Source organism: Mycobacterium sp. NGS33 (assembly GCF_059812885.1).
On record NZ_JCALDN010000022.1, the window covers coordinates 37,071 to 59,671 of the forward strand.

22 protein-coding genes are annotated in these 22,601 nt (G+C 69.6%); 15 read left to right on the forward strand and 7 right to left on the reverse strand.

Annotated elements, in window-relative coordinates; translation table 11 throughout:
- Positions 1 to 19 precede the first annotated feature (19 nt).
- The 4 genes from pdxS to AC5Y5B_RS22785 all read left to right on the forward strand — a co-directional run bounded on the left by pdxS (position 20) and on the right by AC5Y5B_RS22785 (position 3,236).
- On the forward strand, positions 20 to 931 hold the full coding sequence (pdxS, locus tag AC5Y5B_RS22770; protein ID WP_112635026.1) for a pyridoxal 5'-phosphate synthase lyase subunit PdxS: 912 nt from the start codon (positions 20 to 22) through the stop codon (positions 929 to 931).
- A 10-nt stretch (positions 932 to 941) separates the two neighbouring features.
- Positions 942 to 1,781: an acyl-CoA thioesterase II gene (tesB, locus tag AC5Y5B_RS22775; protein WP_112635025.1), complete on the forward strand. Its 840-nt coding sequence runs from the start codon at positions 942 to 944 to the stop codon at positions 1,779 to 1,781.
- Positions 1,782 to 1,788: 7 nt separating this feature from the next.
- Positions 1,789 to 2,379: a pyridoxal 5'-phosphate synthase glutaminase subunit PdxT gene (gene pdxT, locus AC5Y5B_RS22780; protein ID WP_112635024.1), complete on the forward strand. Its 591-nt coding sequence runs from the start codon at positions 1,789 to 1,791 to the stop codon at positions 2,377 to 2,379.
- A gap of 101 nt (positions 2,380 to 2,480) precedes the next feature.
- A complete protein-coding gene (locus AC5Y5B_RS22785) occupies positions 2,481 to 3,236 on the forward strand; it encodes a YebC/PmpR family DNA-binding transcriptional regulator (RefSeq protein WP_112635023.1) in 756 nt (251 codons plus the stop codon).
- On the opposite strand, the gene AC5Y5B_RS22790 is transcribed toward AC5Y5B_RS22785, so the two are convergent.
- The 5 genes from AC5Y5B_RS22790 to AC5Y5B_RS22810 are packed head-to-tail and all read right to left on the reverse strand — an operon-like array spanning position 3,237 to position 6,859.
- Complete coding sequence (locus AC5Y5B_RS22790; protein ID WP_500006744.1) at positions 3,237 to 4,826, reverse strand: polyamine aminopropyltransferase; 1,590 nt, start codon at positions 4,824 to 4,826, stop codon at positions 3,237 to 3,239.
- A complete protein-coding gene (locus AC5Y5B_RS22795; protein ID WP_112635022.1) occupies positions 4,823 to 5,278 on the reverse strand; it encodes a DUF350 domain-containing protein in 456 nt (151 codons plus the stop codon). The genes AC5Y5B_RS22790 and AC5Y5B_RS22795 overlap by 4 nt, the downstream gene beginning before the upstream one ends.
- Before the next feature lie 26 nt (positions 5,279 to 5,304).
- Entirely contained in the window at positions 5,305 to 5,736 is a 432-nt protein-coding gene (locus AC5Y5B_RS22800; RefSeq protein WP_112635030.1) for a DUF4247 domain-containing protein, read from the reverse strand.
- Positions 5,733 to 6,230, reverse strand: a complete 498-nt coding sequence (locus AC5Y5B_RS22805) for a DUF2617 family protein (protein ID WP_500006749.1) — start codon at positions 6,228 to 6,230, stop codon at positions 5,733 to 5,735. Before AC5Y5B_RS22805 ends, AC5Y5B_RS22800 begins: the two co-directional genes overlap by 4 nt.
- A 17-nt stretch (positions 6,231 to 6,247) precedes the next feature.
- Positions 6,248 to 6,859: a DUF4178 domain-containing protein gene (locus AC5Y5B_RS22810; RefSeq protein ID WP_112635020.1), complete on the reverse strand. Its 612-nt coding sequence runs from the start codon at positions 6,857 to 6,859 to the stop codon at positions 6,248 to 6,250.
- Between the two features lie 181 nt (positions 6,860 to 7,040).
- Between AC5Y5B_RS22810 and ruvC the strand changes: the two genes are divergently transcribed.
- From ruvC to AC5Y5B_RS22840, 6 genes are all read left to right on the forward strand, one after another.
- Positions 7,041 to 7,595 carry a crossover junction endodeoxyribonuclease RuvC gene (ruvC, locus tag AC5Y5B_RS22815; RefSeq protein WP_112635019.1) on the forward strand — a complete coding sequence of 185 codons (555 nt, stop codon included), beginning with the start codon at positions 7,041 to 7,043 and terminating at the stop codon, positions 7,593 to 7,595.
- Positions 7,592 to 8,194, forward strand: a complete 603-nt coding sequence (ruvA, locus tag AC5Y5B_RS22820) for a Holliday junction branch migration protein RuvA (protein WP_112635018.1) — start codon at positions 7,592 to 7,594, stop codon at positions 8,192 to 8,194. The genes ruvC and ruvA overlap by 4 nt, the downstream gene beginning before the upstream one ends.
- Entirely contained in the window at positions 8,191 to 9,252 is a 1,062-nt protein-coding gene (gene ruvB / locus AC5Y5B_RS22825; protein WP_112635017.1) for a Holliday junction branch migration DNA helicase RuvB, read from the forward strand. Before ruvA ends, ruvB begins: the two co-directional genes overlap by 4 nt.
- A 255-nt stretch (positions 9,253 to 9,507) precedes the next feature.
- Positions 9,508 to 10,203: a hypothetical protein gene (locus tag AC5Y5B_RS22830; RefSeq protein WP_500006759.1), complete on the forward strand. Its 696-nt coding sequence runs from the start codon at positions 9,508 to 9,510 to the stop codon at positions 10,201 to 10,203.
- 118 nt (positions 10,204 to 10,321) lie between these two features.
- Entirely contained in the window at positions 10,322 to 10,705 is a 384-nt protein-coding gene (locus AC5Y5B_RS22835) for a DUF1304 domain-containing protein (RefSeq protein WP_500006762.1), read from the forward strand.
- A 132-nt stretch (positions 10,706 to 10,837) separates the two neighbouring features.
- Positions 10,838 to 11,527: a hypothetical protein gene (locus AC5Y5B_RS22840; protein WP_500006766.1), complete on the forward strand. Its 690-nt coding sequence runs from the start codon at positions 10,838 to 10,840 to the stop codon at positions 11,525 to 11,527.
- 60 nt (positions 11,528 to 11,587) lie between these two features.
- Here the strand turns inward: AC5Y5B_RS22840 and car are convergent, their stop codons facing one another.
- Together car and gabT are read right to left on the reverse strand one after the other, a co-directional pair.
- Positions 11,588 to 15,100 carry a carboxylic acid reductase gene (gene car, locus AC5Y5B_RS22845; protein WP_112635014.1) on the reverse strand — a complete coding sequence of 1,171 codons (3,513 nt, stop codon included), beginning with the start codon at positions 15,098 to 15,100 and terminating at the stop codon, positions 11,588 to 11,590.
- 143 nt (positions 15,101 to 15,243) lie between these two features.
- Positions 15,244 to 16,584: a 4-aminobutyrate--2-oxoglutarate transaminase gene (gabT, locus tag AC5Y5B_RS22850; protein WP_500006772.1), complete on the reverse strand. Its 1,341-nt coding sequence runs from the start codon at positions 16,582 to 16,584 to the stop codon at positions 15,244 to 15,246.
- A 231-nt stretch (positions 16,585 to 16,815) separates the two neighbouring features.
- On the opposite strand from gabT, the gene yajC reads away from it, so the two are divergent.
- The 5 genes from yajC to AC5Y5B_RS22875 all read left to right on the forward strand — a co-directional run bounded on the left by yajC (position 16,816) and on the right by AC5Y5B_RS22875 (position 22,571).
- Positions 16,816 to 17,142 (forward strand): preprotein translocase subunit YajC, encoded by a 327-nt coding sequence (yajC, locus tag AC5Y5B_RS22855; protein WP_112635013.1) that lies wholly within the window; start codon positions 16,816 to 16,818, stop codon positions 17,140 to 17,142.
- A 113-nt stretch (positions 17,143 to 17,255) separates the two neighbouring features.
- Positions 17,256 to 19,049 (forward strand): protein translocase subunit SecD, encoded by a 1,794-nt coding sequence (gene secD / locus AC5Y5B_RS22860; protein WP_500006774.1) that lies wholly within the window; start codon positions 17,256 to 17,258, stop codon positions 19,047 to 19,049.
- A gap of 3 nt (positions 19,050 to 19,052) precedes the next feature.
- Positions 19,053 to 20,321: a protein translocase subunit SecF gene (secF, locus tag AC5Y5B_RS22865; RefSeq protein WP_289176432.1), complete on the forward strand. Its 1,269-nt coding sequence runs from the start codon at positions 19,053 to 19,055 to the stop codon at positions 20,319 to 20,321.
- 5 nt (positions 20,322 to 20,326) lie between these two features.
- Positions 20,327 to 22,021: an ABC transporter substrate-binding protein gene (locus AC5Y5B_RS22870; RefSeq protein ID WP_165821844.1), complete on the forward strand. Its 1,695-nt coding sequence runs from the start codon at positions 20,327 to 20,329 to the stop codon at positions 22,019 to 22,021.
- A 7-nt stretch (positions 22,022 to 22,028) separates the two neighbouring features.
- Positions 22,029 to 22,571: an adenine phosphoribosyltransferase gene (locus AC5Y5B_RS22875; RefSeq protein ID WP_112634249.1), complete on the forward strand. Its 543-nt coding sequence runs from the start codon at positions 22,029 to 22,031 to the stop codon at positions 22,569 to 22,571.
- Positions 22,572 to 22,601 lie beyond the last annotated feature (30 nt).

Consider the following 22,601-nt stretch of genomic DNA (forward strand, 5'->3'; position numbering starts at 1 on the left):
GGTTGAAGGAGATCAAGCAGTGAATACCGCCCACCCCCCGAACGGCAACGGGCGAACCGGGACGGCGCGCGTCAAGCGCGGCATGGCCGAGATGCTCAAGGGCGGCGTCATCATGGACGTCGTCACCCCCGAGCAGGCCAAGATCGCCGAGGCCGCCGGCGCCGTCGCCGTCATGGCGCTGGAACGGGTGCCCGCCGACATCCGCGCCCAGGGCGGGGTGTCGCGGATGAGCGACCCGGACATGATCGAAGGCATCATCGCCGCCGTGACCATCCCGGTGATGGCCAAGGCCCGCATCGGCCACTTCGTCGAGGCCCAGATCCTGCAAAGCCTCGGCGTGGACTACGTCGACGAGTCCGAGGTGCTCACCCCGGCGGACTACACCCACCACATCGACAAGTGGAAGTTCACCGTGCCGTTCGTGTGTGGCGCCACCAACCTCGGCGAAGCGCTGCGACGCATCAGCGAGGGCGCGGCGATGATCCGCTCCAAGGGTGAGGCCGGCACCGGCGATGTCTCCAACGCGACCACCCACATGCGCGCCATCGGTGGCGAGATCCGCCGCCTGACGTCGCTGTCCGAAGACGAATTGTACGTCGCCGCAAAGGAATTGCAGGCGCCCTATGATCTGGTCGTGGAGGTGGCCCGGGCGGGCAAGCTGCCGGTCACGCTGTTCACCGCGGGCGGCATCGCCACCCCGGCGGACGCGGCGATGATGATGCAGCTCGGCGCCGAGGGGGTGTTCGTGGGCTCGGGCATCTTCAAGTCCGGGGACCCCGCCGCGCGCGCCGCCGCGATCGTCAAGGCGACCACCTTCTACGACGACCCCGACGTGCTGGCCAAGGTGTCGCGCGGGCTGGGCGAGGCGATGGTCGGCATCAACGTCGAGCAGATCGCGGAGCCGCATCGGCTGGCCGAACGCGGCTGGTAAAAACTTCTCCGTGGCGATTGAAGAGATACTTGATCTCGAGCAACTCGAGGTCAACATCTACCGGGGCAGCATCTTCAGCCCAGAGTCGGGATTCCTGCAGCGCACGTTCGGCGGCCATGTAGCCGGCCAGTCGCTGGTGTCGGCGGTGCGCACCGTCGACCCCCGCTACCAGGTGCACTCGCTGCACGGGTATTTCCTGCGCCCCGGGGACGCCAAGGAGCGCACGGTCTTCATCGTCGAACGCACCCGCGACGGCGGCTCGTTCGCCACCCGCCGCGTTAACGCCATCCAGCACGGCGAAATCATCTTCAGCATGGGCGCGTCCTTCCAGACCGACCAGGAGGGGATTCACCACCAGGACCCGATGCCGGCCGCGCCGCCGCCGGACGGCCTGCCCGGGCTGGATTCGATCAAGGTCTTCGACGACGCCGGATTCAAGCAGTTCGAGGAGTGGGACGTCTGCATCGTGCCGCGCGATCGTCTGCACCTGTTGCCGGGCAAGGCTTCCCAGCAGCAGGTGTGGTTCCGTCACCGCGATCCGCTGCCGGACGACCCGGTGCTGCACATCTGCGCGCTGGCCTACATGAGCGACCTGACGCTGCTGGGATCGGCCCAGGTCACCCACCTCGACGTGCGCGAGCACCTGCAGGTGGCGTCGCTGGACCACGCGATGTGGTTCATGCGGGCGTTCCGGGCCGACGAGTGGCTGCTCTACGACCAGAGCTCGCCGTCGGCCAGCGGCGGCCGCTCGCTGTGCCAGGGCAAGATCTTCACCCAGTCCGGTGAGATGGTCGCGGCGGTCATGCAGGAGGGGCTGACCCGCTTCAAGCGCGGATACACGCCGACGTGAGCGCGCTGTGACTGATCCCCGGATCGGCGTCCTGGCGTTGCAGGGCGACACCCGCGAGCACCTCGCCGCGCTGCGCGAGGCCGGCGCCGAGTCGATGCCGGTGCGCCGGCGCGGCGAGCTCGAGTCGGTTGACGGGCTGGTCATCCCCGGGGGCGAATCGACGACCATGAGCCATCTGCTGCTCGATCTCGGGCTGCTGGAGCCGTTGCGCGGCCTGCTGGCCGACGGGCTGCCCGCCTACGGCGCGTGCGCCGGGATGATCCTGCTCGCCAGCGAGATCTTGGACGCCGGCGCGGGCGGGCGCGAGGCGCTGCCGTTGCGTGCGATCGACATGACGGTGCGGCGCAACGCTTTTGGGCGACAGGTCGACTCGTTCGAGGGTGACATCCCGTTCGTGGGGCTGAGCGATCCGGTGCGCGCGGTATTCATCCGCGCGCCGTGGGTCGAACGCGCGGGTGACGGCGTCGAGGTGCTGGCCACCGCGGCCGGGCACGTCGTCGCCGTGCGGCAAGGGCGCAACCTGGCCACGGCGTTTCACCCCGAGATGACCGGCGATCGGCGCATCCACCACCTGTTCGTCGACCTCGTCACAGGCTGACGACCGACCCGCTTGCCCGCCAGCCACGGCGGCACCCACCGCAGGCGTCCACGTAGACTCGTCTGGCCACAAAAACAAGAGGACTTTCAGATAGGACAGCGATGAGCGGCCATTCCAAGTGGGCCACCACCAAGCACCAGAAGGCCGTCAAAGACGCGCGCCGCGGCAAGGAGTTCGCCCGGCTGATCAAGAACATCGAGGTCGCCGCCCGTACCGGCGGTGGTGACCCGGCGGGCAACCCGACGCTGTACGACGCCATCCAGAAGGCGAAGAAGACGTCGGTGCCCAACGACAACATCGAGCGCGCCCGCAAACGCGGCGCCGGCGAGGAAGCCGGTGGCGCCGACTACCAGACCATCATGTACGAGGGCTACGGGCCCAACGGTGTGGCGGTGCTGATCGAGTGCCTGACCGACAACCGCAACCGCGCGGCCGGCGAGGTCCGGGTGGCGGTGACCCGCAACGGCGGCAACATGGCCGACCCCGGCTCGGTGTCCTACCTGTTCACCCGCAAGGGCGTCGTCACGCTGGAGAAGAACGGCCTGACCGAGGACGACGTGCTGACGGCGGTGCTGGACGCCGGCGCCGAGGACGTCAACGACCTCGGCGACAGCTTCGAGATCATCTCCGAGCCGACCGACCTGGTCGCGGTGCGCACCGCCCTGCAGGACGCCGGCATCGACTACGAGTCCGCCGAGGCCAGCTTCCAGCCCTCGGTCAGCGTGCCGGTCGACGTCGAGGGCGCCCGCAAGGTGTTCAAGCTGGTCGACGCGCTGGAAGACAGCGACGACGTGCAGAACGTCTGGACCAACGTCGACCTGTCCGACGAGGTGCTGGCCGCGCTCGACTCGGAGTAACTAGTCGTAGCCGTGCCGCATGTCCTCGACGATGCGCGGATTGTCCAGGGTCGACGGCTCCACCGGCCGCGGGCCGATGTCGCCGGAGAATACGCCCGCGGCGTCGAGCACCCGCTGGTTGAGGAAGCGCAGCGGGGGCGCGTTCGTGGGCACCCTCGGCGCGGGGGCGCTGTCGGAGCGCTGGGCCAGGGCGAATCCCCAGTCGCCGAACGTCGGGACGTGCACGTGATACGGCGTGACGGCGTAGCCGGCGGCGCGGATCGTCGACACCGTGCGCCAGTACGCCGTCGGGGTGGAAAAGGGGCTGCCCGCCTGCACCACCATCAGCCCGCCGGGGGCGAGCGCGCGGGCGATCAGCGCGTAGAACTCCGTTGAATACAGCCGGCCCAGCACCGGGGTGTCGGGGTCGGGAAGGTCGACGATGACCGCGTCGAAGCGGTCCAGGTTTGGTCGGCGTAACCAGTTCATCGCGTCCTCGGTCACCACGGCCACCCGCGGGTTGTCCAGCGAACCGCCGTTCGCGGTGCGCAGCGTGGTGCGCGCGATGTCGATCACCGCGGGGTCGAGCTCGACCTGCACGATCTTGGAAATGCCTGGGACGCGGAGCAATTCGCGGGCCGCCAGGCCGTCACCGCCGCCGAGCACCAGCACTGAACGGGCGCCGTCGCCAAGCGCGGGGTAGACGAGGCTCTCGGTGTAGCGGTATTCGTCGCGGGTGGAGAACTGGAGCCCGCCGTCCAGATACAGCCGGGTGTCGTTGCCGCGGCGGGTCACCACGATCTCCTGATAGGCCGTGTGCCGGTAGGCGATGATCGGGTCGGCGTAAAGCCTTTGCCTGCTTGTGGTTTCGATATCGCCCGAGCGCAGCAGCAAGCTGGCCAGCAGCGCCGCGGCGGCGGCCAGCGCGCACAGCGCCAGCACCAGCTGCCGCATCGAAACCACCTGGCGCAGCAGGAAAACCGCCACGACGGCCGCGGCCGCCAGGTTGATCATGCCGGTGGCCGCCGCGCCGCGGATCATCCCCAGGTGCGGCAACAGCAGGAACGGCCAGACCAGCCCGCCCAGCAGCGCGCCCAGGTAGTCGGCGGCGTTGAGGTTGGCGAGCGTCCGCCCCGCGTCGGTCGCGGCGGCTACCCGGCCACTTTGCAGCAGCGTCATCAGCAGCGGTACCTCGGCGCCGACCAGGCCGCCGATCAGCGCCGTGCTCACCGCCAGCACCCACGTCGATCCGACCGACCCATCCAGGAACGCGAACACCACGTACAGCGCCGCCGCCGACAGGCCGCCGACGATGCCAAGCAGCGCCTCGACGGCGATGAAGGTGATCGCGGCGTGCGCCAGCAGGGGCTTGACCACCAGGGCGCCGACGCCCAGCGCGGCGATGTAGCCCGCGACGATCAGCGAGGTGGCGACGATCCCGCCGCCGTCCAGGCTGGCCGACAGCGTCAGCAGCGCGAGCTCGTAGATGATGCCGCACGCCGCGCAGGCCGCCACGGCGGCCAGCAACAGCGCCCGCCACCGCCCGGACACCGCCGCGGGTGGCGTCGCCTCGGGCGTGCGCACCGCGCCCGCCGGCGTGACCGCGCTCATGACACCGCCGCGGCGGTCACCCCTCCCACGGCGAGCAGTATCAGCGCCACCGCGAACGATCCCGGGTGCAGCTCGGGCTCGTCGATGTGCTCGTGAAAACTGCCCGGTATCAGCAGGTGCATGGTCAACAGCGCGAAGCCCAGCAGGATCACGCCCATCAACCCGTACACCGCCACCCCGAGCAGGCCCTGGCCCAGCTGGCTGTAGCTGTTGACGATCGCGGTGATGATCACGACCGTCAGGGCGATGTACATCGCGCCGGCGACCACGACCGCGTTGGGCCGGCGGTCGATGAACACCAGCTGGCGCAGCTTGCCGGGGGTCAGCACGTCGACCGCGTAGAACCCGACCAGCAGGACGGCCATGCCGACTCCGAAATACAGGATGGTGGCGACCGCACCCTTCAGCACGGGATTGAGGTCGACGGTGCCGATCTCGACGGCGAGGTACATGGTGCTCTCCTTTGCGGTGGTGGGAGTCACTTGGTTCCGCCGGGGCCGCCGGGGGTGCCTCCGGCACCGCCCGACGGGGATCCCGGGGAAAATCCGGGGCCGAGGAAGATGAACGCGCCGTGGCTGTATCCGGCGCTCAGCGGTTCGACGCGAATGCTGCAGGGGTAAGTGCCGTCGGGGCCGACGATCACGATGTTGTTGTTGTAGCGCAGGTATTCGGTTTTGCCGTTGTCGGCTCGCGCGTCCGGTGCTGCATAGTCGGCGAGGGTGTCGGCCACCTGGTCGGGCGACCCGGAGCACTGGTAACGAGTCCCGTTCACGTCGCGGGCGTACTCGTGATAGTGGCCGGCGACATAGGACGCAATGTTCTTCTGCAGCAAGATGATTCCGAAGATCAGGCACGTCACGCCGGCGGCGCCGAGCACACCGGCGATCACGAACAGGCGGTTGCGGCTCACGGGCGCCACCGGCTGGCCGTGTGGACCACCGTTCCGCCACCACGCCCCGGGTAGAGGTGCCAGGTCTGCCAGCGCCAGCCGGCGCCGTCGGGTGCGGCTGCCAGCACGGTGAGCGCGGCGTCATCGCCGGGGAACGTGCCGCCGAGCCAGCCCGTCCGCCGGGCGCACCGGTCGCGGAGGTCCTGTGCGAGGCGGCGAAAGCTCGCCTCGTCGTGGGTGTCGGTGCGCGACCGCAGGCAATAGCCGGGCGCGTCCGTGCGCTCGGGCAGGTCGGCGCCGAGATTGCGTGCGGTGCAGGAGATTTCCTCCGAGAACGCGCGCTCCACCGCGACGACGTGGGAGGCGCCGAGCACCCCGAGCAGGAGCGCCGCGCCGCCGCCGGGGTGGTCCAGCCGGCAGCTGACCAGCGGCGTGGGCACGGGCGCGTTGAGTGCGAGTCCGAGCCGTTCGCCGGATACGTCGGCCGGGGTCACGGTGAGCTGATGAAGGGGCACCGAGGAGACCTTCTGCGCTACGCCGGGCTGGGCGGGGGCGCCGAATAGACGGTGATTTCGCCCGGTGAGACGGACTTGCCCGTCGAGACCTCCCAGGGCATGTCCGGGGCCCAGCGCTCGAACGAGAGCAGCGCCGACTCGTCGTCGTTGGTGCAGTCGACGAATTCCATCTCGCCGCCGGCCGGCAGGCCGGTGGTGCCCTCGGTGGTGTAGGAGGCGCGGCCGCGTTCGGACTCGTGGAACATCACGCCGTCGACGACGTAGGGGTCGCCGGGCCGCAGCGGCACGTCCTTGCGGGTCACCCACAGCGCGAGTTCCAGCCGGCCGTCGTCCTCCTCGACGCTGAACCAGAGCGGCTGGTCGCCACCCTCCAGCAGGTGTTCCCACCACACGAAGGGGCCCTCGCGGAAGGTGACCGAGCCGCGCACGATGTAGTCGGTGCCGCCGTAGCTGACGATCGCGCCGGGCCCGAGCTGGCGCGGCCCGAACTGCGGCATCGCGTCGGAGGCGAGCGGATCCTGCCGCCCGGCCCGCTGGGCCGGCTGCTTGGGTCGCCGCAAAGCCACCACCAACACCACGATGGACGCGATGAAGAGCACCACGGCGATCATGACCAGCAGAGATCCCACGCCAACCCCTTCGTTGCCACCTGTCTCGAGCGAACGTGGGCTAAAGCTAACAGCTTTTTCGCGGGTTCGGCGCCGTAACGTCGCGCCGGGAATCGGCGGCGGCCGCCGCGTGTCCTACCCGGGACCGTCGGCGCCGGCCGCTAGGGTATCGAACAGCTGTTCTACTAGGTGGGAGCGGGTAATGCGGGTGATGGGCGTCGATCCCGGCCTGACCCGATGCGGTCTGTCGGTCGTGGAAAGCGGGCGTGGTCGCACGGTCGTGGCGCTGGACGTCGACGTGGTGCGCACGCCGTCGGACGCGCCGCTCGCCGAGCGGCTGCTCAAAATCAGCGATGCCGTCGAGCACTGGCTGTCCACCCACCAACCGGACGTCGTGGCGGTCGAGCGGGTGTTCTCCCAACTGAACGTGTCGACGGTGATGGGCACCGCCCAGGCCGGCGGCGTGGTCGCACTGGCGGCGGCCAAACGCGGCATCGACGTGCACTTCCACACCCCCAGCGAGGTCAAGGCCGCGGTCACCGGCAACGGCGCCGCCGACAAGGCGCAAGTCACCGCGATGGTCACCAGAATCCTTGCGCTGCAAGCCAAACCGTCACCGGCCGATGCCGCCGACGCGCTGGCCCTGGCGATTTGTCATTGCTGGCGGGCACCGATGCTCGCCCGGATGGCCGCGGCCGAGGCGATGGCCGCCGAGCAGCGCGAGAAATACAAGGCCAAGCTGAAGGCCGCGCGATGATCGCCTCGGTGCGCGGCGAGGTCCTCGAGGTGGCGCTCGATCATGTGGTGATCGAGGCCGCCGGCGTCGGCTACCGGGTGAACGCGACCCCGTCGACGCTGTCCACCTTGCGCGCCGGGACCGAGGCGCGGCTGATCACCGCGATGATCGTCCGCGAGGACTCGATGACCCTGTACGGCTTCACCGACACCGAGACCCGCGACCTGTTCCTGACGCTGCTGTCGGTGTCCGGGGTGGGGCCCCGGCTGGCGATGGCGACTCTGGCGGTGCACGACGCCGGGGCGCTGCGCCAGGCGCTGCACGACGGCGACGTCACCGCGCTCACCCGGGTGCCCGGCATCGGTAAGCGCAGCGCCGAACGCATGGTGCTGGAACTGCGCGACAAGGTCGGCGCCGGCGCGGCCCCCGGGGGAGCGTCGCCGGGCGCGGCGCTCAACGGCCACGCCGTCCGCGGTCCGGTGGTGGAGGCGCTGGTGGGGCTCGGGTTCGCCGCCAAGCAGGCCGAGGAAGCCACCGACAAGGTGCTGGCCGCCGACCATGACGCCACCACGTCGGGCGCCCTGCGCGCCGCCCTGTCGCTGCTGGGCAAGTCCCGATGAGCCCGCACGACTTCGGGGACGACCACGCCGATCGGGAGGTCTCCGCCGCGCTGGCCCCCGGCGAGGGCGACATCGACGTCAGCCTGCGTCCGCGCTCGCTGCGCGAGTTCATCGGCCAGCCGCGGGTGCGCGAACAGCTGCAGCTGGTCATCGAGGGCGCCAAAAACCGTGGCGGCACCCCGGATCACATTCTGCTGTCCGGCCCGCCGGGGCTGGGCAAGACGTCGCTCGCGATGATCATCGCCGCCGAGCTGGGCTCCTCGCTGCGGCTGACGTCCGGGCCCGCGCTGGAACGCGCCGGTGACCTGGCGGCGATGCTGTCCAACCTGGTCGAGCACGACGTGCTGTTCATCGACGAGATCCACCGCATCGCCCGGCCCGCCGAGGAGATGCTGTACCTGGCGATGGAGGACTTCCGGGTCGACGTGGTGGTCGGCAAGGGCCCCGGGGCGACGTCGATTCCCCTGGAAGTGGCGCCGTTCACGCTGGTCGGGGCGACCACCCGGTCCGGCGCGCTGACCGGCCCGCTGCGGGACAGGTTCGGTTTCACCGCGCACATGGACTTCTACGAGCCGTCGGAGCTGGAGCGGGTGCTGGCCCGCTCCGCCGGGATTCTGGGCATCGAACTGGGCGACGATGCGGCCGAGGAGATCGCCCGGCGTTCGCGCGGGACACCGCGGATCGCCAACCGGTTGCTGCGCCGGGTGCGCGACTTCGCCGAGGTGCGCGCCGACGGCGTGATCACCCGCGACGTCGCCAAGGCCGCGCTGGCGGTGTACGACGTCGACGAGCTGGGCCTGGACCGGCTGGACCGCGCGGTGCTGTCGGCGCTGACCCGCAGCTTCGGCGGCGGCCCGGTCGGGGTGTCGACGCTGGCGGTGGCGGTGGGCGAGGAGGCCACCACCGTCGAGGAGGTGTGCGAGCCGTTCCTGGTCCGCGCCGGCATGGTCGCGCGCACGCCGCGGGGCCGGGTGGCCACCGCCCAGGCGTGGACGCACCTCGGCATGGCCCCGCCGGCCGGGGTCACCGGCCTGGGCCAAGCCGGCCTGTTCGACTGACGGGCGGTTGGTCGCCCTGCGGGCGTTTCGCGGCCAAATCGTGACCTTTGCCCCGCGCGCGGGCCGGGCGTTCGCCCGGTGCGGCCTCCGCCCTGGTCAGACCGGCTACACCGGCGGCGGCCCGCCGCCGGGCGGCCCGCCGGCGCCCCGGCCCGGAGGGCCCCAGCAAACACGCGCGCGCCCGTCGACCGGTTACACCCCGGCATCGCCGGGTAACCAGCCTCACAGCAGCGATACCTGTTGAAGGAGGTTCCGATGAGGACCACGAGCGACGACTACGACCGACCCCGCGCGCTGTACATGCCACGTACCCGCGGCGCGCTAACCGGACTACTCCTGATTCTGTTGGGTGCGTGGGGCGCGCTGGTGCCGTTCTTCGGGCCCAACATCGACTGGGCGTACTCGGCCGACCCGGCATGGACGTGGACCACGGCCAAAGGCTGGCTAGAGGTGCTCCCCGGGGTCGCGGCGGCGGTGGGCGGCCTGCTGGTGCTCATGTCCGGCAATCGGGCCAGCGCCGTGTTCGGTGGCTGGCTCGCGGTCGTCGGCGGCGCCTGGTTCGTGGTCGGCCGCGCGTTCGCGCCGACGCTCGGGATCGGCGACGTCGGCCAGCCGATGGCGGCGACGGACCTCAAACGTGCCCTGCTCGAGGTCACCTACTTCACCGGTCTGGGCGCCCTGATCGTGTTCCTGGGCGGAGCCGCGGTGGCGCGGCTGGCCGTGCGGCACGCGCGCGACGTCGTGGTAACCCACCCGGCGCCGGTCGCGGGCGAGGCCGTGCCGGCCGCCCAACCGGCCATGTACGACGAGACCCGCGGCGGAACGCCGGCGCGGACCGACGCCGTCGCGGCCGGACCGGAGACCCGCGGACGCACCGGCGGCGGCCTGTTCCGCCGGCGCACCGGCGGCGGCGGTGGCCTGTTCCACCGGCACCACCACGCGGGCGCCTAGCGCACCAAGACGGCAAGGCCCCGGTAGCCCTCGGCTACCGGGGCCTTGCCGTGTCGGGCTGGTCCGGTCAACCCGCGATCGGTAGAGTTCACCGGCGCCCGAACAGCAAGGAGGAGCGATGATCGCCGCCGGATTGGTGTTCGCCGCGCTGGCGGCGTTGCTGCACGTCTACATCTTTGTGATCGAATCGTTGACCTGGACCTCGCCGCGCACCCGGGCCACCTTCGGCACCACCGCCGCCGAAGCCGAAACCACCAAAGCGCTGGCCTTCAACCAAGGCTTCTACAACCTGTTCCTGGCCATTGTCACCGGCGTAGGCATCGTCGCGGTTATGTTGGGGCACAAGGGCATTGGCGCCGCGTTGATCTTCGCCGGCGTCGGGTCGATGGCCGCGGCGGCGGTGGTGCTGGTCGCGTCCGCGCGTGACAAGGCCCGCGCCGCGGCGATGCAGGGCACGTTTCCCGCGATCGCTATCGTCCTGTTGTTGCTCGGCCTTCACTAATAACAGCAGTCTCACCGGCCCCAGAAGCCTCGGCTAGCGGTGGCTTTCGTTTGCCGCGTGGGTTAGTAGTGGAAGGCGCTGGGTAACCGTCCCAGGCCGGAAATCAGACCCGGTATTCAACGAGGGGATGTCATGAAATACGCACAAGACGGCCGAACCCGCGGGCTGAGTATGCCGCGCTCGCGAGGCGCGGTCAGCGGATTGCTCCTGGTCATTTTGGGAGCTTGGGGGGCGTTAATACCGTTTGTTGGTCCGCACTTTAATTTCGCCTACACACCGGACCGGGATTGGGCATGGAGCACGGCCCGGGGCTGGCTGGAAGTGGCGCCGGGCGCGGCCACCGTGCTCGGCGGTCTGTTGTTGATCGTCGCCGGAAACCGGGTCGCCGCCATGCTGGGCGGCTGGCTGGCTGTGTTAGCCGGCGCGTGGTTCGTCGTGGGCGGCCAGGTTGCCCCGTTGTTGGGAATCGGCTCCGCCGGTGACCCGATCGCCGCGACCGAACGCAAGCGCGCGGTGCTCGAGATCACCTATTTCTCGGGCCTGGGCGCGCTCATCATTTTCGTGGGTGGGGTCGTGCTGGCCCGCACGGCCGTGCGCCTGGCCCGCGACGTGCATCCGGCGGCGGCCGAACCCGCCGCCGCTGCGGGCGTCGAGCCCTACCGGGATTCGGCCTACGAGCCGGCCGAGGTCTCCTCGGGCGCGCTGACCAAGCCGCGATCGGCGGCCGACCCCGAGTCCAAGCGCGGATGGCGCCGCAACCGCGCCGGCGCGGGGACCGGGGCCAACGCGGCCTACCTGCGCTGGCCGCACCCGCAGCAGTAGTTCTCGATCGATAGGAATCGCCCAGTCCCGCAACGGGACTGGGCGATTGCGTTCGTGCCCTTAGAGCAGTCCGAGCAACTGCAGGTTGGTGATGTACTTGACGATGACCGGCGCCGTGACATGCGGAATGTCTTTGTCGGGGCCGATTTTCGCTTCCTGCACCGCCGCGCGGAACACATCGGTGGGCGCCATCGAGCCGTTGATCGGCTTCTCGGGCGTCTGGTAGTTGTGCAACAGCGGCAGCAGCGAGTACTGACGCTGCCGATCCGGCAGGGCCCGCAGCGACGTCTCGAACCGCCGCAGCCACTCCGAGTAGTCGGCGATGCGCTCGATCGAATACCCGGCCTCGATCAGCCAGTCGATGTACTCGTCGAGACCGATGCCGTCGTCGTACGGGTTCATCACGTGGTAGGTCTGGAACCCGGTGTCGCTGTCGGTGATCTGCGTTCCCAGTGTCGAGATCGCCGCGGCGATGAACTCGACCGGCAGGCCGTCGTAGTGCGCCCGCTGCCGGTTGCCATCGGCGTCGAGCTCGTAGAACGAACCGGGCGCGATGCCGGTGGCGACCAGGCTCAGCATCAGCCGGGTGAACATGTCCGGCAGGTTGAGCTGGCCGTCGTAGGTGGTGTCGGCCAGGATCATGTCGCAGCGGAACACCGAGACGGGCAGACCGCACAGGTCGTGCGCCTCGCGCAGTAACACCTCGCCAGCCCACTTGCTGTTGCCGTAGCCGTTGGCGTAGTTGTCGTTGATCTCGCGGGTGGCGCTGATCTGGCGGATGTCGGCGTTCTCGACGAACGCCCCCGGCTTGATCTGGTCGCCCACGCCGATCGTCGACACGTAGGTGTACGGCTTCTGCTTGGACGTCAACGCGATTCGGATCAGCTCCGCGGTGCCCAGCGCGTTGGGCCCGAACAGCTCGCTGTAGGGCAACACGTGGTTCACCAGCGCCGCCGGGTCGACGATGATGTCGACCTCGTCGGCCAGTCGCTGCCAGGTTTGGGGGTCCAGGCCGAGGTTGGCCTCGCCCTTGTCGCCGGCGATGACCTCGAGGTGGTCGGCGGCCAGCTCCTGGTAGTGCGCAAGCAGTTTCGGATCGCCGCTGTCGAAGGTCTTGTCGAGACGACTCCTCGCCTCTTCATCCGTGCGGGCCCGAACCAGGGCGATGACCTTGCCGTCGACCATGTCCATCCGCTCGAGCCAGTCCAGCGCCAGGTAGCGGCCCAGGAAGCCGGTCGCTCCGGTCAACAGCACCGTGCGCACCTCGGTCGCCGGCTTGGGCAGGCTCGGCGCGCCGGCCAGGATGGCCTCGTCGAGGAACTTGTCCAGCGTGAGGTCACTGGCGCGCACCGTGGTGGCGCCGCGCCCGTGCACGGCGGCGAACGTCGGCCGCTTGGACCCCTGGCGCTCGGCCTCGATGTAGGCGGCGATGGCTGCCAGGTCGTTGGCCGGGCTGACGATGACACCCACCGGCACGTCGACGTCGAAGATCTCGCGCAGCAGGTTACCGAATGTCAACGCCGACAACGAGTCTCCACCCAGATCGGTGAAGTGAGCGTCGGGGGACAGGTCGCCCGCCGCCGCGCCCAGCATGGCGGCCGCGGCGCGGCCCACGGTCTGCAGCACCGGCGCCTGCGCGCCGCTGCGGCGCAGTTCGGCCAGTTCGTTGGCCTGTCCGGCGGCCAGGTCGGCGTAGATCTGCTCGAGCCGTTCACCGTAGTGCGCCTTGAGCTTTGGCCACGCCAGCTTGCGGATCCCGGTCAGCAGACCGTTTTCCAGGCTGAATGGGGTGGTCTCGATGATGAAGTCGCGCGGCACCTCGTAGGACTGCAGGCCGGTCTCTTTGGCGACCTTCTGCAGCGAGTCGGCGATCTTCGGCTTGAGCGACTCGATGTCGTTGTCCGCCAAGGCTTCTTCGGTTGGGACCACCACGGCCAACAGGTAGGGCTGCGAGCTGTTGCCGTAGACGTAGATCTGGCGGATCAACGGGCTGTTGCCGAACACCGCCTCCAGCTTGGCCAGCGTGACGAACTCGCCCTGGGCGAGCTTGAGCACGTTGTTGCGGCGGTCGACGTACACCAGCCGGTCCGGGGCGATCTCGGCGAACACGTCGCCGGTCCGGTAGTACCCGTCCTCGTCGAACACGTTGGCGGTGGTCTCGGCCCGCTTGTAGTAGCCGGGGAACATGTTGTCGGTCCGCAGCAACAGCTCACCGCGCGGATGCGGGCGGTCGGTGCTGAAGTAACCCAGGTCCGGGACGTCGACCAGCTTGTAGTCGATCACCGGCGGCCGCTGAATCTCCCCGTCGAACAACACCATTCCGGCCTCGGTCGAGCCGTAGCCGTCCATCAGGTGCATCTGCAGCAGCGACTCGGCCCACTTCGTCAACTCCGGCGAGATGGGCGCGGAGCCCGTCATCGCGAAGATGAACCGCCCACCCAGCAAGTACTCGCGCTGTTCGGCCAGCACCTCGGCCTCGACCGCGTCGCGGTCGCCGCCGCCGGCCAGACGACGCTCGACCTGGCGCTGGAATTCGCCGTACAGCGTTTCCCAGATCCGCGGGACGAAGTTCAGCTCGGTGGGCCGCACCAACTCGAGGTCCTCGAGCAGGGTGGACAGGTCGCTGCGGGCCACGAAGTAGGCGATGCCGCCATTGCCCAATGTGCCGTAGAGGATGCCGCGTCCCATGACGTGGCTCATCGGCATGAAGTTGAGGGTGATCGACGCGGCGCTCTCGCCGAACCAGTTCTTGCTGCCGCGCCGCCACATCTTGCCGACGTTGCTCTGCGGGTACATCGCGCCCTTGGGGGCGCCGGTGCTCCCGGAGGTGTAGATCAGCAGCGCGAGCGAGTCCTCGTCGGTCTGCCGCTCGGGAACCGCGGGCAGGTCCTTACCCCGCTGCAACACGTCGGCCAGCTTTTCGACGACCACGTCGGTGCCGGCCAGCCGGGCCACCGCGCTGTCCACGGCGTCACGCTGGTCGTCGACCTCGGGGTGGTAGTCGAACACGACGAGCTTGCCGGGCACGTGGTCGCCGGTGCGGATCAGCTCCACGGCGTCGGGCAGCTGATCGACGCTCGAGGCGATCAGGCTGGGCTCGGTCTCGGCCACGATCGGCTGCAGCGACGAGACCGCCGCGCTGGTCTGCAGCGGCACCGACACGGCCCCGATGGTGCCCAGCGCGATGTCGATGGTGGCGTAGTCGACGCTGTTGAAGCCCAGCACGCAGACCCGGTCACCGGGGCTCACGGAGTCGCTGGCCCAGGCGCGGCCGAGAGCCGAAACCCGTTCGCCGAGTTCGCCATACGTGATGGTCTCGAAGCGGGGGAGCAGCTCGGCGGTCCTCCGTCCGGTCTTGGCGTCCTTGACGAACTCCACGGCGCGCTGCGCCAGCGCCGGCCGGTCGGCGTACCCGTCGAGCACGGTCCGGATGATCTGCGGCAGGCGCAGCCCGGGCTGTTCGGTGGCGGCGGTGATCGCCGGGTCCGGTCGGGCGGCGGCGAACTGGGGGTCGTTGGCAATGAGTTGCTCGATGCGGCGCTCGAGTTCTTCGTCGTGAATGGCAGTCGACATAACGGATCCCTTGCAAATGAAAGTTAGCGAGTCAAATGTGCGCTGTCCGCGCTGGCATATAGAACGTTAGCTAAAGTAACGGTATTCCACCATGATCCGGCGTTTGTGGTGTTTGTGAGATTGCACACGCCGGGCGGGATGCGCTACAGGTCGCGCAGCAGGCCGCCGAGGACTTCGATGCCCTCGGCCAGCAGCTCGTCGCTGATGGTCAGCGGCGGCAGCAGCCGGATGATGTTGCCCCACATGCCGCACGTCAACACGATCACGCCGGCGGCGGCGGCCGCGACCGTCAGCTTCTGGGTCAGTTCCTTGTCGGGCTCGGCGGTTCCCGGCTTCACCAGTTCGATGGCGATCATGGCGCCCCGACCGCGCACGTCGCCGATCCGGTCGTCGGCCGCCTGCAGGCGCAGCAGCGGTTCGGTGATCAGGCGTTCCAACCGCTGGGCCCGCTCGATCAGGCCGTCGTTCTCGATCGTCTCGATGGTGGCCAGCGCCGCCGCGCACGCCAGCGGGTTTCCGCCGAAGGTGCCACCCAGGCCGCCGACCTGCGGGGCGTCCATGATCTGCGCACGCCCGGTGACCGCCGACAGCGGCAGGCCGTCGGCGATGGCCTTAGCGGTGCAGATCAGGTCGGGTTCGATGCCCTCGTGCTCACACGCGAACATGGCGCCCGACCGCGCGAATCCGGTCTGCACCTCGTCGGCGATGAACACCACGTCGTTCTTGTGGCACCACTCCTGCAGGGTGGGCAGGAAGCCCTCGGCCGGCACGATGAAGCCGCCCTCGCCCTGGATCGGCTCGATGACGAGGGCGGCCAGGCTGTCGGCGCCGATCTGGCTGTCGATGACGCTGATGGTGCGCGCGGCGGCCTTCTCCCCGTCGGTGGCCAGCTCCTTGTCGACCAGGCCGTCGCGGTAGGGGTAGGAGAGCGGGGCGCGGTAGATTTCCGGCGCGAACGGGCCGAAGCCACCCTTGTAGGGCATCGACTTGGCGGTCAGCGCCAGGGCCAGGTTGGTGCGGCCGTGGTAGGCGTGGTTGAACGCCACGACGGCGGGCTTGCGGGTGTATGCCCGCGCGACCTTGACGGCGTTCTCCACCGCCTCGGCGCCGGAATTGAACAGCACCGAGCGCTTCTCGCCCGTACCCGGGGTGATCCGGTTGAGCGTCTCGGCGACGGCGACGTAGGACTCGTACGGCGTCACCATGAAGCAGGTGTGGGTGAACTCGGCCACCTGCGCGCGCACCGCCTCGACCACCCGGGGGGCGGAGTTGCCGATCGTGGTCACCGCGATGCCGGACCCCAGGTCGATCAGCCGGTTGCCGTCGACGTCCTCGATGATTCCGCCGCCGGCGCGCGCCACGAACACCGGCACCGACACGTTCACCGCGTGCGACACCGCGGCCGCCCGGCGCTTGCTCAGTTCCAGCGATGCCGGACCGGGGATCTCGGTGACCAGCTGGCGGGTCTGCTCGAGGCTGGCCACCACAAAACTCCTCCCCGCGGCGCGCGCGTCGCGTCGCATCAAAAGCCTATCGAGCTTGACCCTGGCGGGCACTGCGTGCACCGTGGCGGTCGGTCGCGACCCGTGGCCTGCCAGACTGAACGGGCACACTGGACCGTTACGAGGTGCGCGACGCTCGCGTCCTACCGGCACCCAACCCTGGTAGTGCCCCGTAATGCCCAAGAATATTTACGACGAAAGACAGGCGCGTCCATGCAGAGTCTGATCCTGTTCCTGCCGTTCCTGCTCATCATGGGCGGGTTCATGTACTTGGCATCGCGCCGTCAGAAACGTGCGATGCAGGCCACCATCGACCTGCACGAGTCGTTGCGTCCCGGCGACCGGGTGCACACCACGTCGGGCCTGCAGGCCACCGTCGTCGACATCACTGAGGACAACGTGGATTTGGAGATCGCGCCCGGCGTGGTGACCACCTGGATGAAGCTGGCGATCCGTGACCGGATCCTGCCCGACGAGGACGACGACCTGGCCGACGGCGACGACTCCGCCGACGAGGGCTCCATCAGCAAGGATTCCTGACGGCGATCGCCCGCCGCTCGCTCAACCGGCGGACCGCTCGCGCAACCGGCAACCGGGGGCCACGTAGGCTCTGTCCGGGGTAAGTAACCGATATTCGAGGAGATAGAAGGAACGTGGCATCGTCTTCGGCGCCGGTGCACCCTGCCCGCTACCTGTCGGTCTTCTTGTTAATGCTCGTCGGCGTCTACCTGTTGGTGTTTCTCACCGGGGACAAGCGAGCCGCTCCCAAGCTCGGTATCGACCTGCAGGGCGGCACCCGTGTCACGCTGACCGCGCGCACCCCGGACGGGTCGAAGCCCAGCCGCGAGGCGCTGGCGCAGGCCCAGCAGATCATCGGCGCCCGGGTCAACGGGCTCGGCGTCTCCGGTTCGGAGGTCGTGGTCGACGGCGACAACCTGATCATCACGGTGCCCGGAAACGACGGCAACGAGGCGCGCAACCTGGGCCAGACCGCCCGGCTCTACATCCGGCCGGTGCTCAACTCCATGCCGGCCCAGAGCGCCGAACCCAAGCCGGCGCCGCGTCAGCCCGCGCCGGGTCAGCCCGCTCCCGGGCAACCCGCTCCCGGGCAACCGGCCCCCGGTCAGCCCGCGCCGGGACAGCCGGCACCAGCTCAGCCCGCTCCCGCGCCCGCTCACCCGGGTGCCCAGCCGCGGCCGTATCCGCAGGACCCCCCACCGTCACCCAGCCCGGCACCCGCGCCCGCTCCCGCCGCGCCGGCGCCCGCGGGTCCCGCGGCCGAGGCGCCGCCCGGCGAGCAGCCCGCGCCGCCCGACCCGCGCAAGGAACTCGCCGATCGCATCGCCGACGAGAAGAAGTGGCGTCAGAGCACGCGCCAGGGCATTCAATTCCTCGCCCTGCAGTTCCAGGCGACGCGCTGCGACAAAGAAGACATCCTGGCCGGCAACGACGATCCCACGCAGCCGTTGATCACCTGCTCCACCGACCACAAGGTCGCCTACCTGCTGGGGCCGTCGATCATCAGCGGTGACCAGATCCAGGACGCCAGCGCCAGCCAGAACCAGCGGGGCATCGGCTACGTCGTCGACCTGCAGTTCAAGTCCGCCGCGGCGAACACCTGGGCCGACTTCACCGCCGCCCACATCGGCACCCAGACCGCCTTCACCCTGGACTCGCAGGTGGTCAGCGCGCCGATGATCCAGGAGGCCATCCCCGGCGGCCGCACCCAGATCAGCGGCGGCGATCCGCCGTTCACCGCCGCGACGGCCAAGCAGCTGGCCAACGTCCTCAAATACGGCTCGCTGCCACTGTCCTTCGAGGCCTCGGAGGCCCAAACCGTCTCGGCGACACTGGGATTGACCTCGCTGCGGGCGGGCCTGATCGCGGGCGCCATCGGCTTGATCCTGGTGCTGGTGTACTCGCTGCTCTACTACCGGGTGCTGGGACTGCTCACGGCCCTGTCGCTGGGCGCTTCCGGCGCAATGGTTTTCGCAATCCTGGTGATCCTGGGCCGTCAGATCAACTACACCCTGGACCTGGCGGGCATCGCGGGTCTGATCATCGGTATCGGTACCACCGCCGACTCGTTCGTGGTCTTCTTCGAACGCATCAAAGACGAGATCCGCGAGGGCCGTTCGTTCCGGTCGGCGGTGCCACGAGGGTGGGCGCGGGCCCGCAAGACGATCGTGTCGGGTAACGCCGTCACCTTCCTGGCCGCCGCGGTGCTCTACGCCCTGGCGATCGGCCAGGTGCGCGGTTTCGCCTTCACGCTGGGCCTCACCACGGTCCTCGACATCGTGGTGGTGTTCCTGGTGACCTGGCCGCTGGTGTACCTGGCGTCCAAGTCCCCGACGCTGGCGAAGCCGGCCTACAACGGCCTGGGCGCCGTCCAGCAGGTCGCTCGCGAACGCCGGGCCTCGGCGATGGTCAAGACGGGACGGGGATAGCGCATGACTTCCTCCAAAGCCTCCAAGGACGCAACCGAGCTCACCGAAGCCTCCGAGGGCGCCACCGAGTTGACCGACAGCGCCCCGCACCACGGCTTCCTGTCGCGCCTCTACACCGGCACCGGCGCCTTCGAGGTGGTCGGGCGGCGCCGCCTGTGGTTCGGCATCAGCGGCGCGATCGTCGCCATCGCCGTCCTGTCGATCCTGGTGCGGGGCTTCACCTTCGGCATCGACTTCAACGGCGGCACGACGGTGTCGATGCCCGCCGCCGGCAAGACGGGCACCGCGCAGACCTCGCAGGTCTCGGAGGTGTTCCACAAGGCCCTCGGCAAGGATCCGGAATCGGTCGTGATCGTCGGCAACGGCGCGGGGGCGACCGTGCAGATCCGCTCGGAAACGCTGACCAACGATCAGACGACGAAGCTGCGCAACGCCCTGTTCGATGCCTTCGGACCCAAGGGCGCCGACGGCAAGGCCAGCAAGCAGGCGATCAGCGACGCGGCGGTCTCCGAGACCTGGGGTGACCAGATCACCGATAAGGCGCTGATCGCGCTCGCCGTGTTCCTGGTGCTGGTCGGCGTCTACATCATGGTGCGCTACGAGCGCTACATGGCCATCTCCGCGCTGACGACCATGGTGTTCGACCTCAGCGTCACTGCGGGGGTCTACTCGCTGGTCGGTTTCGAGGTCACGCCCGCCACCGTCATCGGTCTGCTGACGATCCTCGGTTTCTCCCTGTACGACACCGTCATCGTGTTCGACAAGGTCGAGGAGAACACGAAGGACTTCCAGCACAAGCCCCGGCGCACGTTCGCCGAGCAGGCCAACCTGGCCATCAACCAGACGTTCATGCGATCCATCAACACCAGCCTGATCTCGGTCCTGCCGGTGCTGGCGCTGATGGTGGTGGCGGTGTGGCTGCTGGGCGTCGGCACGCTGAAGGACCTGGCGCTCGTGCAGCTGGTCGGCATCCTGGTGGGCACCTACTCGTCGATCTTCTTCGCCACGCCGCTGCTGGTCACGCTGCGCGAGCGCACCGAGCTGGTACGCACCCACACCCGGCGGGTGATGCGGCGGCGCAACCTCGGCGCGGGCGCGGCGGCCGAGGCCGCCGGCGACGACGACGCCGACACCGCCGAGGACGCGGACGAAACGGCGGCCGTGGCCGAGCCGTCCAAGCCCGCGCCGAGCAAGCCGGCGCCGGGCGCCCGTCCCGTGCGGCCGACCGGGACCCGGCGTCCCACCGGCAAGCGGAACGTCGGCCGGCGGTAGGCAGCATGGCCACCAGGTACCGGGGAACTGGGGCCGGTCGTGGCGTGCTGGCCGGCCGTCGGGCCCTCACGGGGTGGATCGGCGCCGCATTGGCGGTGGTGCTGGCGGCGGCCGCCGCGCTGACCGCCTGCGCGGGCAGCGCCGCCTCCCAGATCGACTACGTGGTCGACGGCCCGCTGTCGACCTACAACACCAACACCGTCGCCGGCGCCGCATCGGCCGGAGCGCAGGCGTTCGCCCGCACGCTCACCGGTTTCAGCTATCACGGCCCCGACGGGCAGATCGTCGCCGACCGTGACTTCGGCACCGTGTCGGTGGTCGGCGGCACGCCGCTGGTGCTGGACTACCAGATCGCCGACAACGCCGTCTACTCCGACGGTAAGCCGGTGACCTGCGACGACATCGTGCTCGCCTGGGCGGCGCAGTCCGGCAAGTTTCCCGACTTCCACGCCGCCACCCAGGCCGGCTACCTCGACATCGCCAACGTCGAATGCATCCCCGGGCAAAAGAAGGCCCGGGTGTCGTTCATCCCGGACCGCGGCATCGTCGACTACAACCAGCTGTTCACCGCGACCTCGCTGATGCCGTCGCACGTGATCGCCGACCAACTCAACGTCGACGTGACCGCGGCCCTGCTCAGCAACAATGGGCCGCTGGTGGCCCAGATCGCCAAGCTGTGGAACACCGTGTGGGACCTCAAACCCGGGGTCGACCTCAAGCGTTTCCCGTCGTCGGGGCCGTACAAGATCGAATCCATCCTCGATGGCGGCGCCGTGGTGCTGGTCGCCAACGACCGGTGGTGGGGGCCCAAGGCCATCACCAAGCGGGTCACCGTGTGGACGCAGGGACCCGACATCCAGGATCGGGTCAACAGCCGCAGCGTCGACGTGGTCGACGTCGCCGCGGGTTCGTCCGGCGCCCTGACCACGCCGGACAACTACGAACGCTCCGATGGCCCGTCGAGCGGCATCGAGCAGCTGATCTTCGCCCCGCAGGGGCCGCTGGCCGCGCCCAAGGCCCGGCGCGCGGTCGCGCTGTGCACGCCGCGTGACTCGCTGGCCAAGGACGCCGGGACACCGATCGCCAACTCGCGCCTGGACCCGGCCATCGATGACGCCGCGTCGGCCGGTGACGGGGCGGGCGAGGCCGACCCGTTCGCCAAGGCCGATCCTGCCGCCGCGCGCGCCGCGCTGGGCGGTGCGCCGCTGACCGTGCGGATCGGTTACCAGGGGCCCAACGCGCGGCTCGCGGTCAACGTCGGCGTCATCACCAAGGCGTGCGCCGCGGCGGGGATCACCGTCGCCGGCGTCATCCTGGACAGCTCGGGGCCGCGGGCGCTGCGGGACGGCAAGATCGACGCGTTGCTGGCCAGCACCGGCGGGGCCACCGGCAGCGGGTCGACGGGATCGTCCGCGCTGGATGCCTACGCGCTGCACACCGGCAACGGCAACAATCTCTCCGGCTACAGCAATCCCCAGGTCGACAACGCGATCGGGGCGCTTGCGGTCTCGGCCGACGCCGCCGAGCGCGCCAGACTGCTGTCCGAAACCGCGCCGGTACTGTGGGGCGACATGCCCACCCTGCCGCTGTACCGGCAGCAGCGCACGCTGCTGACCTCGAAGAAGATGTACGCGGTGAGCAAGAATCCGACCCGGTGGGGCGCGGGCTGGAACATGGACCGATGGGCCCTGATCCAGTGAGGCTGCGATGACGAACGCCGCCGGGCGGGCGCCGGTGGCCGAGTTGATCGCGTCGCTGACGCGCAAGGTGGCCGATTTCCCCAAGCCGGGGATCCAGTTCAAGGACCTCACCCCGGTGTTCGCCGACGCGACGGCGATGACGGCGATCACCGGCGCGCTGGCCGACATCGCGTCCGGCGCCGATCTGGTGGCCGGCATCGAGGCCCGCGGCTTCCTGCTGGCCGCGGCCGTCGCCGACCGGCTGCAGACCGGCGTGCTGGCCATTCGCAAGGCCGGGAAACTGCCGCCGCCTGTACACGCCGAGACCTACGAGCTGGAGTACGGCGCCGCGACGCTGGAGATCCCCGCCGACGGCCTGGACCTGCGCGGCCGCAGCGTCACGATCGTCGACGACGTCCTGGCCACCGGGGGCACCCTGGCCGCCGCGGTCCGGCTGCTCGAGCGCGCCGGGGCCCGCGTGACGACGGCGGCGGTGGTGTTCGAACTGAGCGGGTTGTGCGGCCGGGAAGCGGTCGCGCCGTTGGCGGTACACAGCTTGACTTGCGAGTAGCGCTCTCGCATTGGAGATATCCTCGAATTC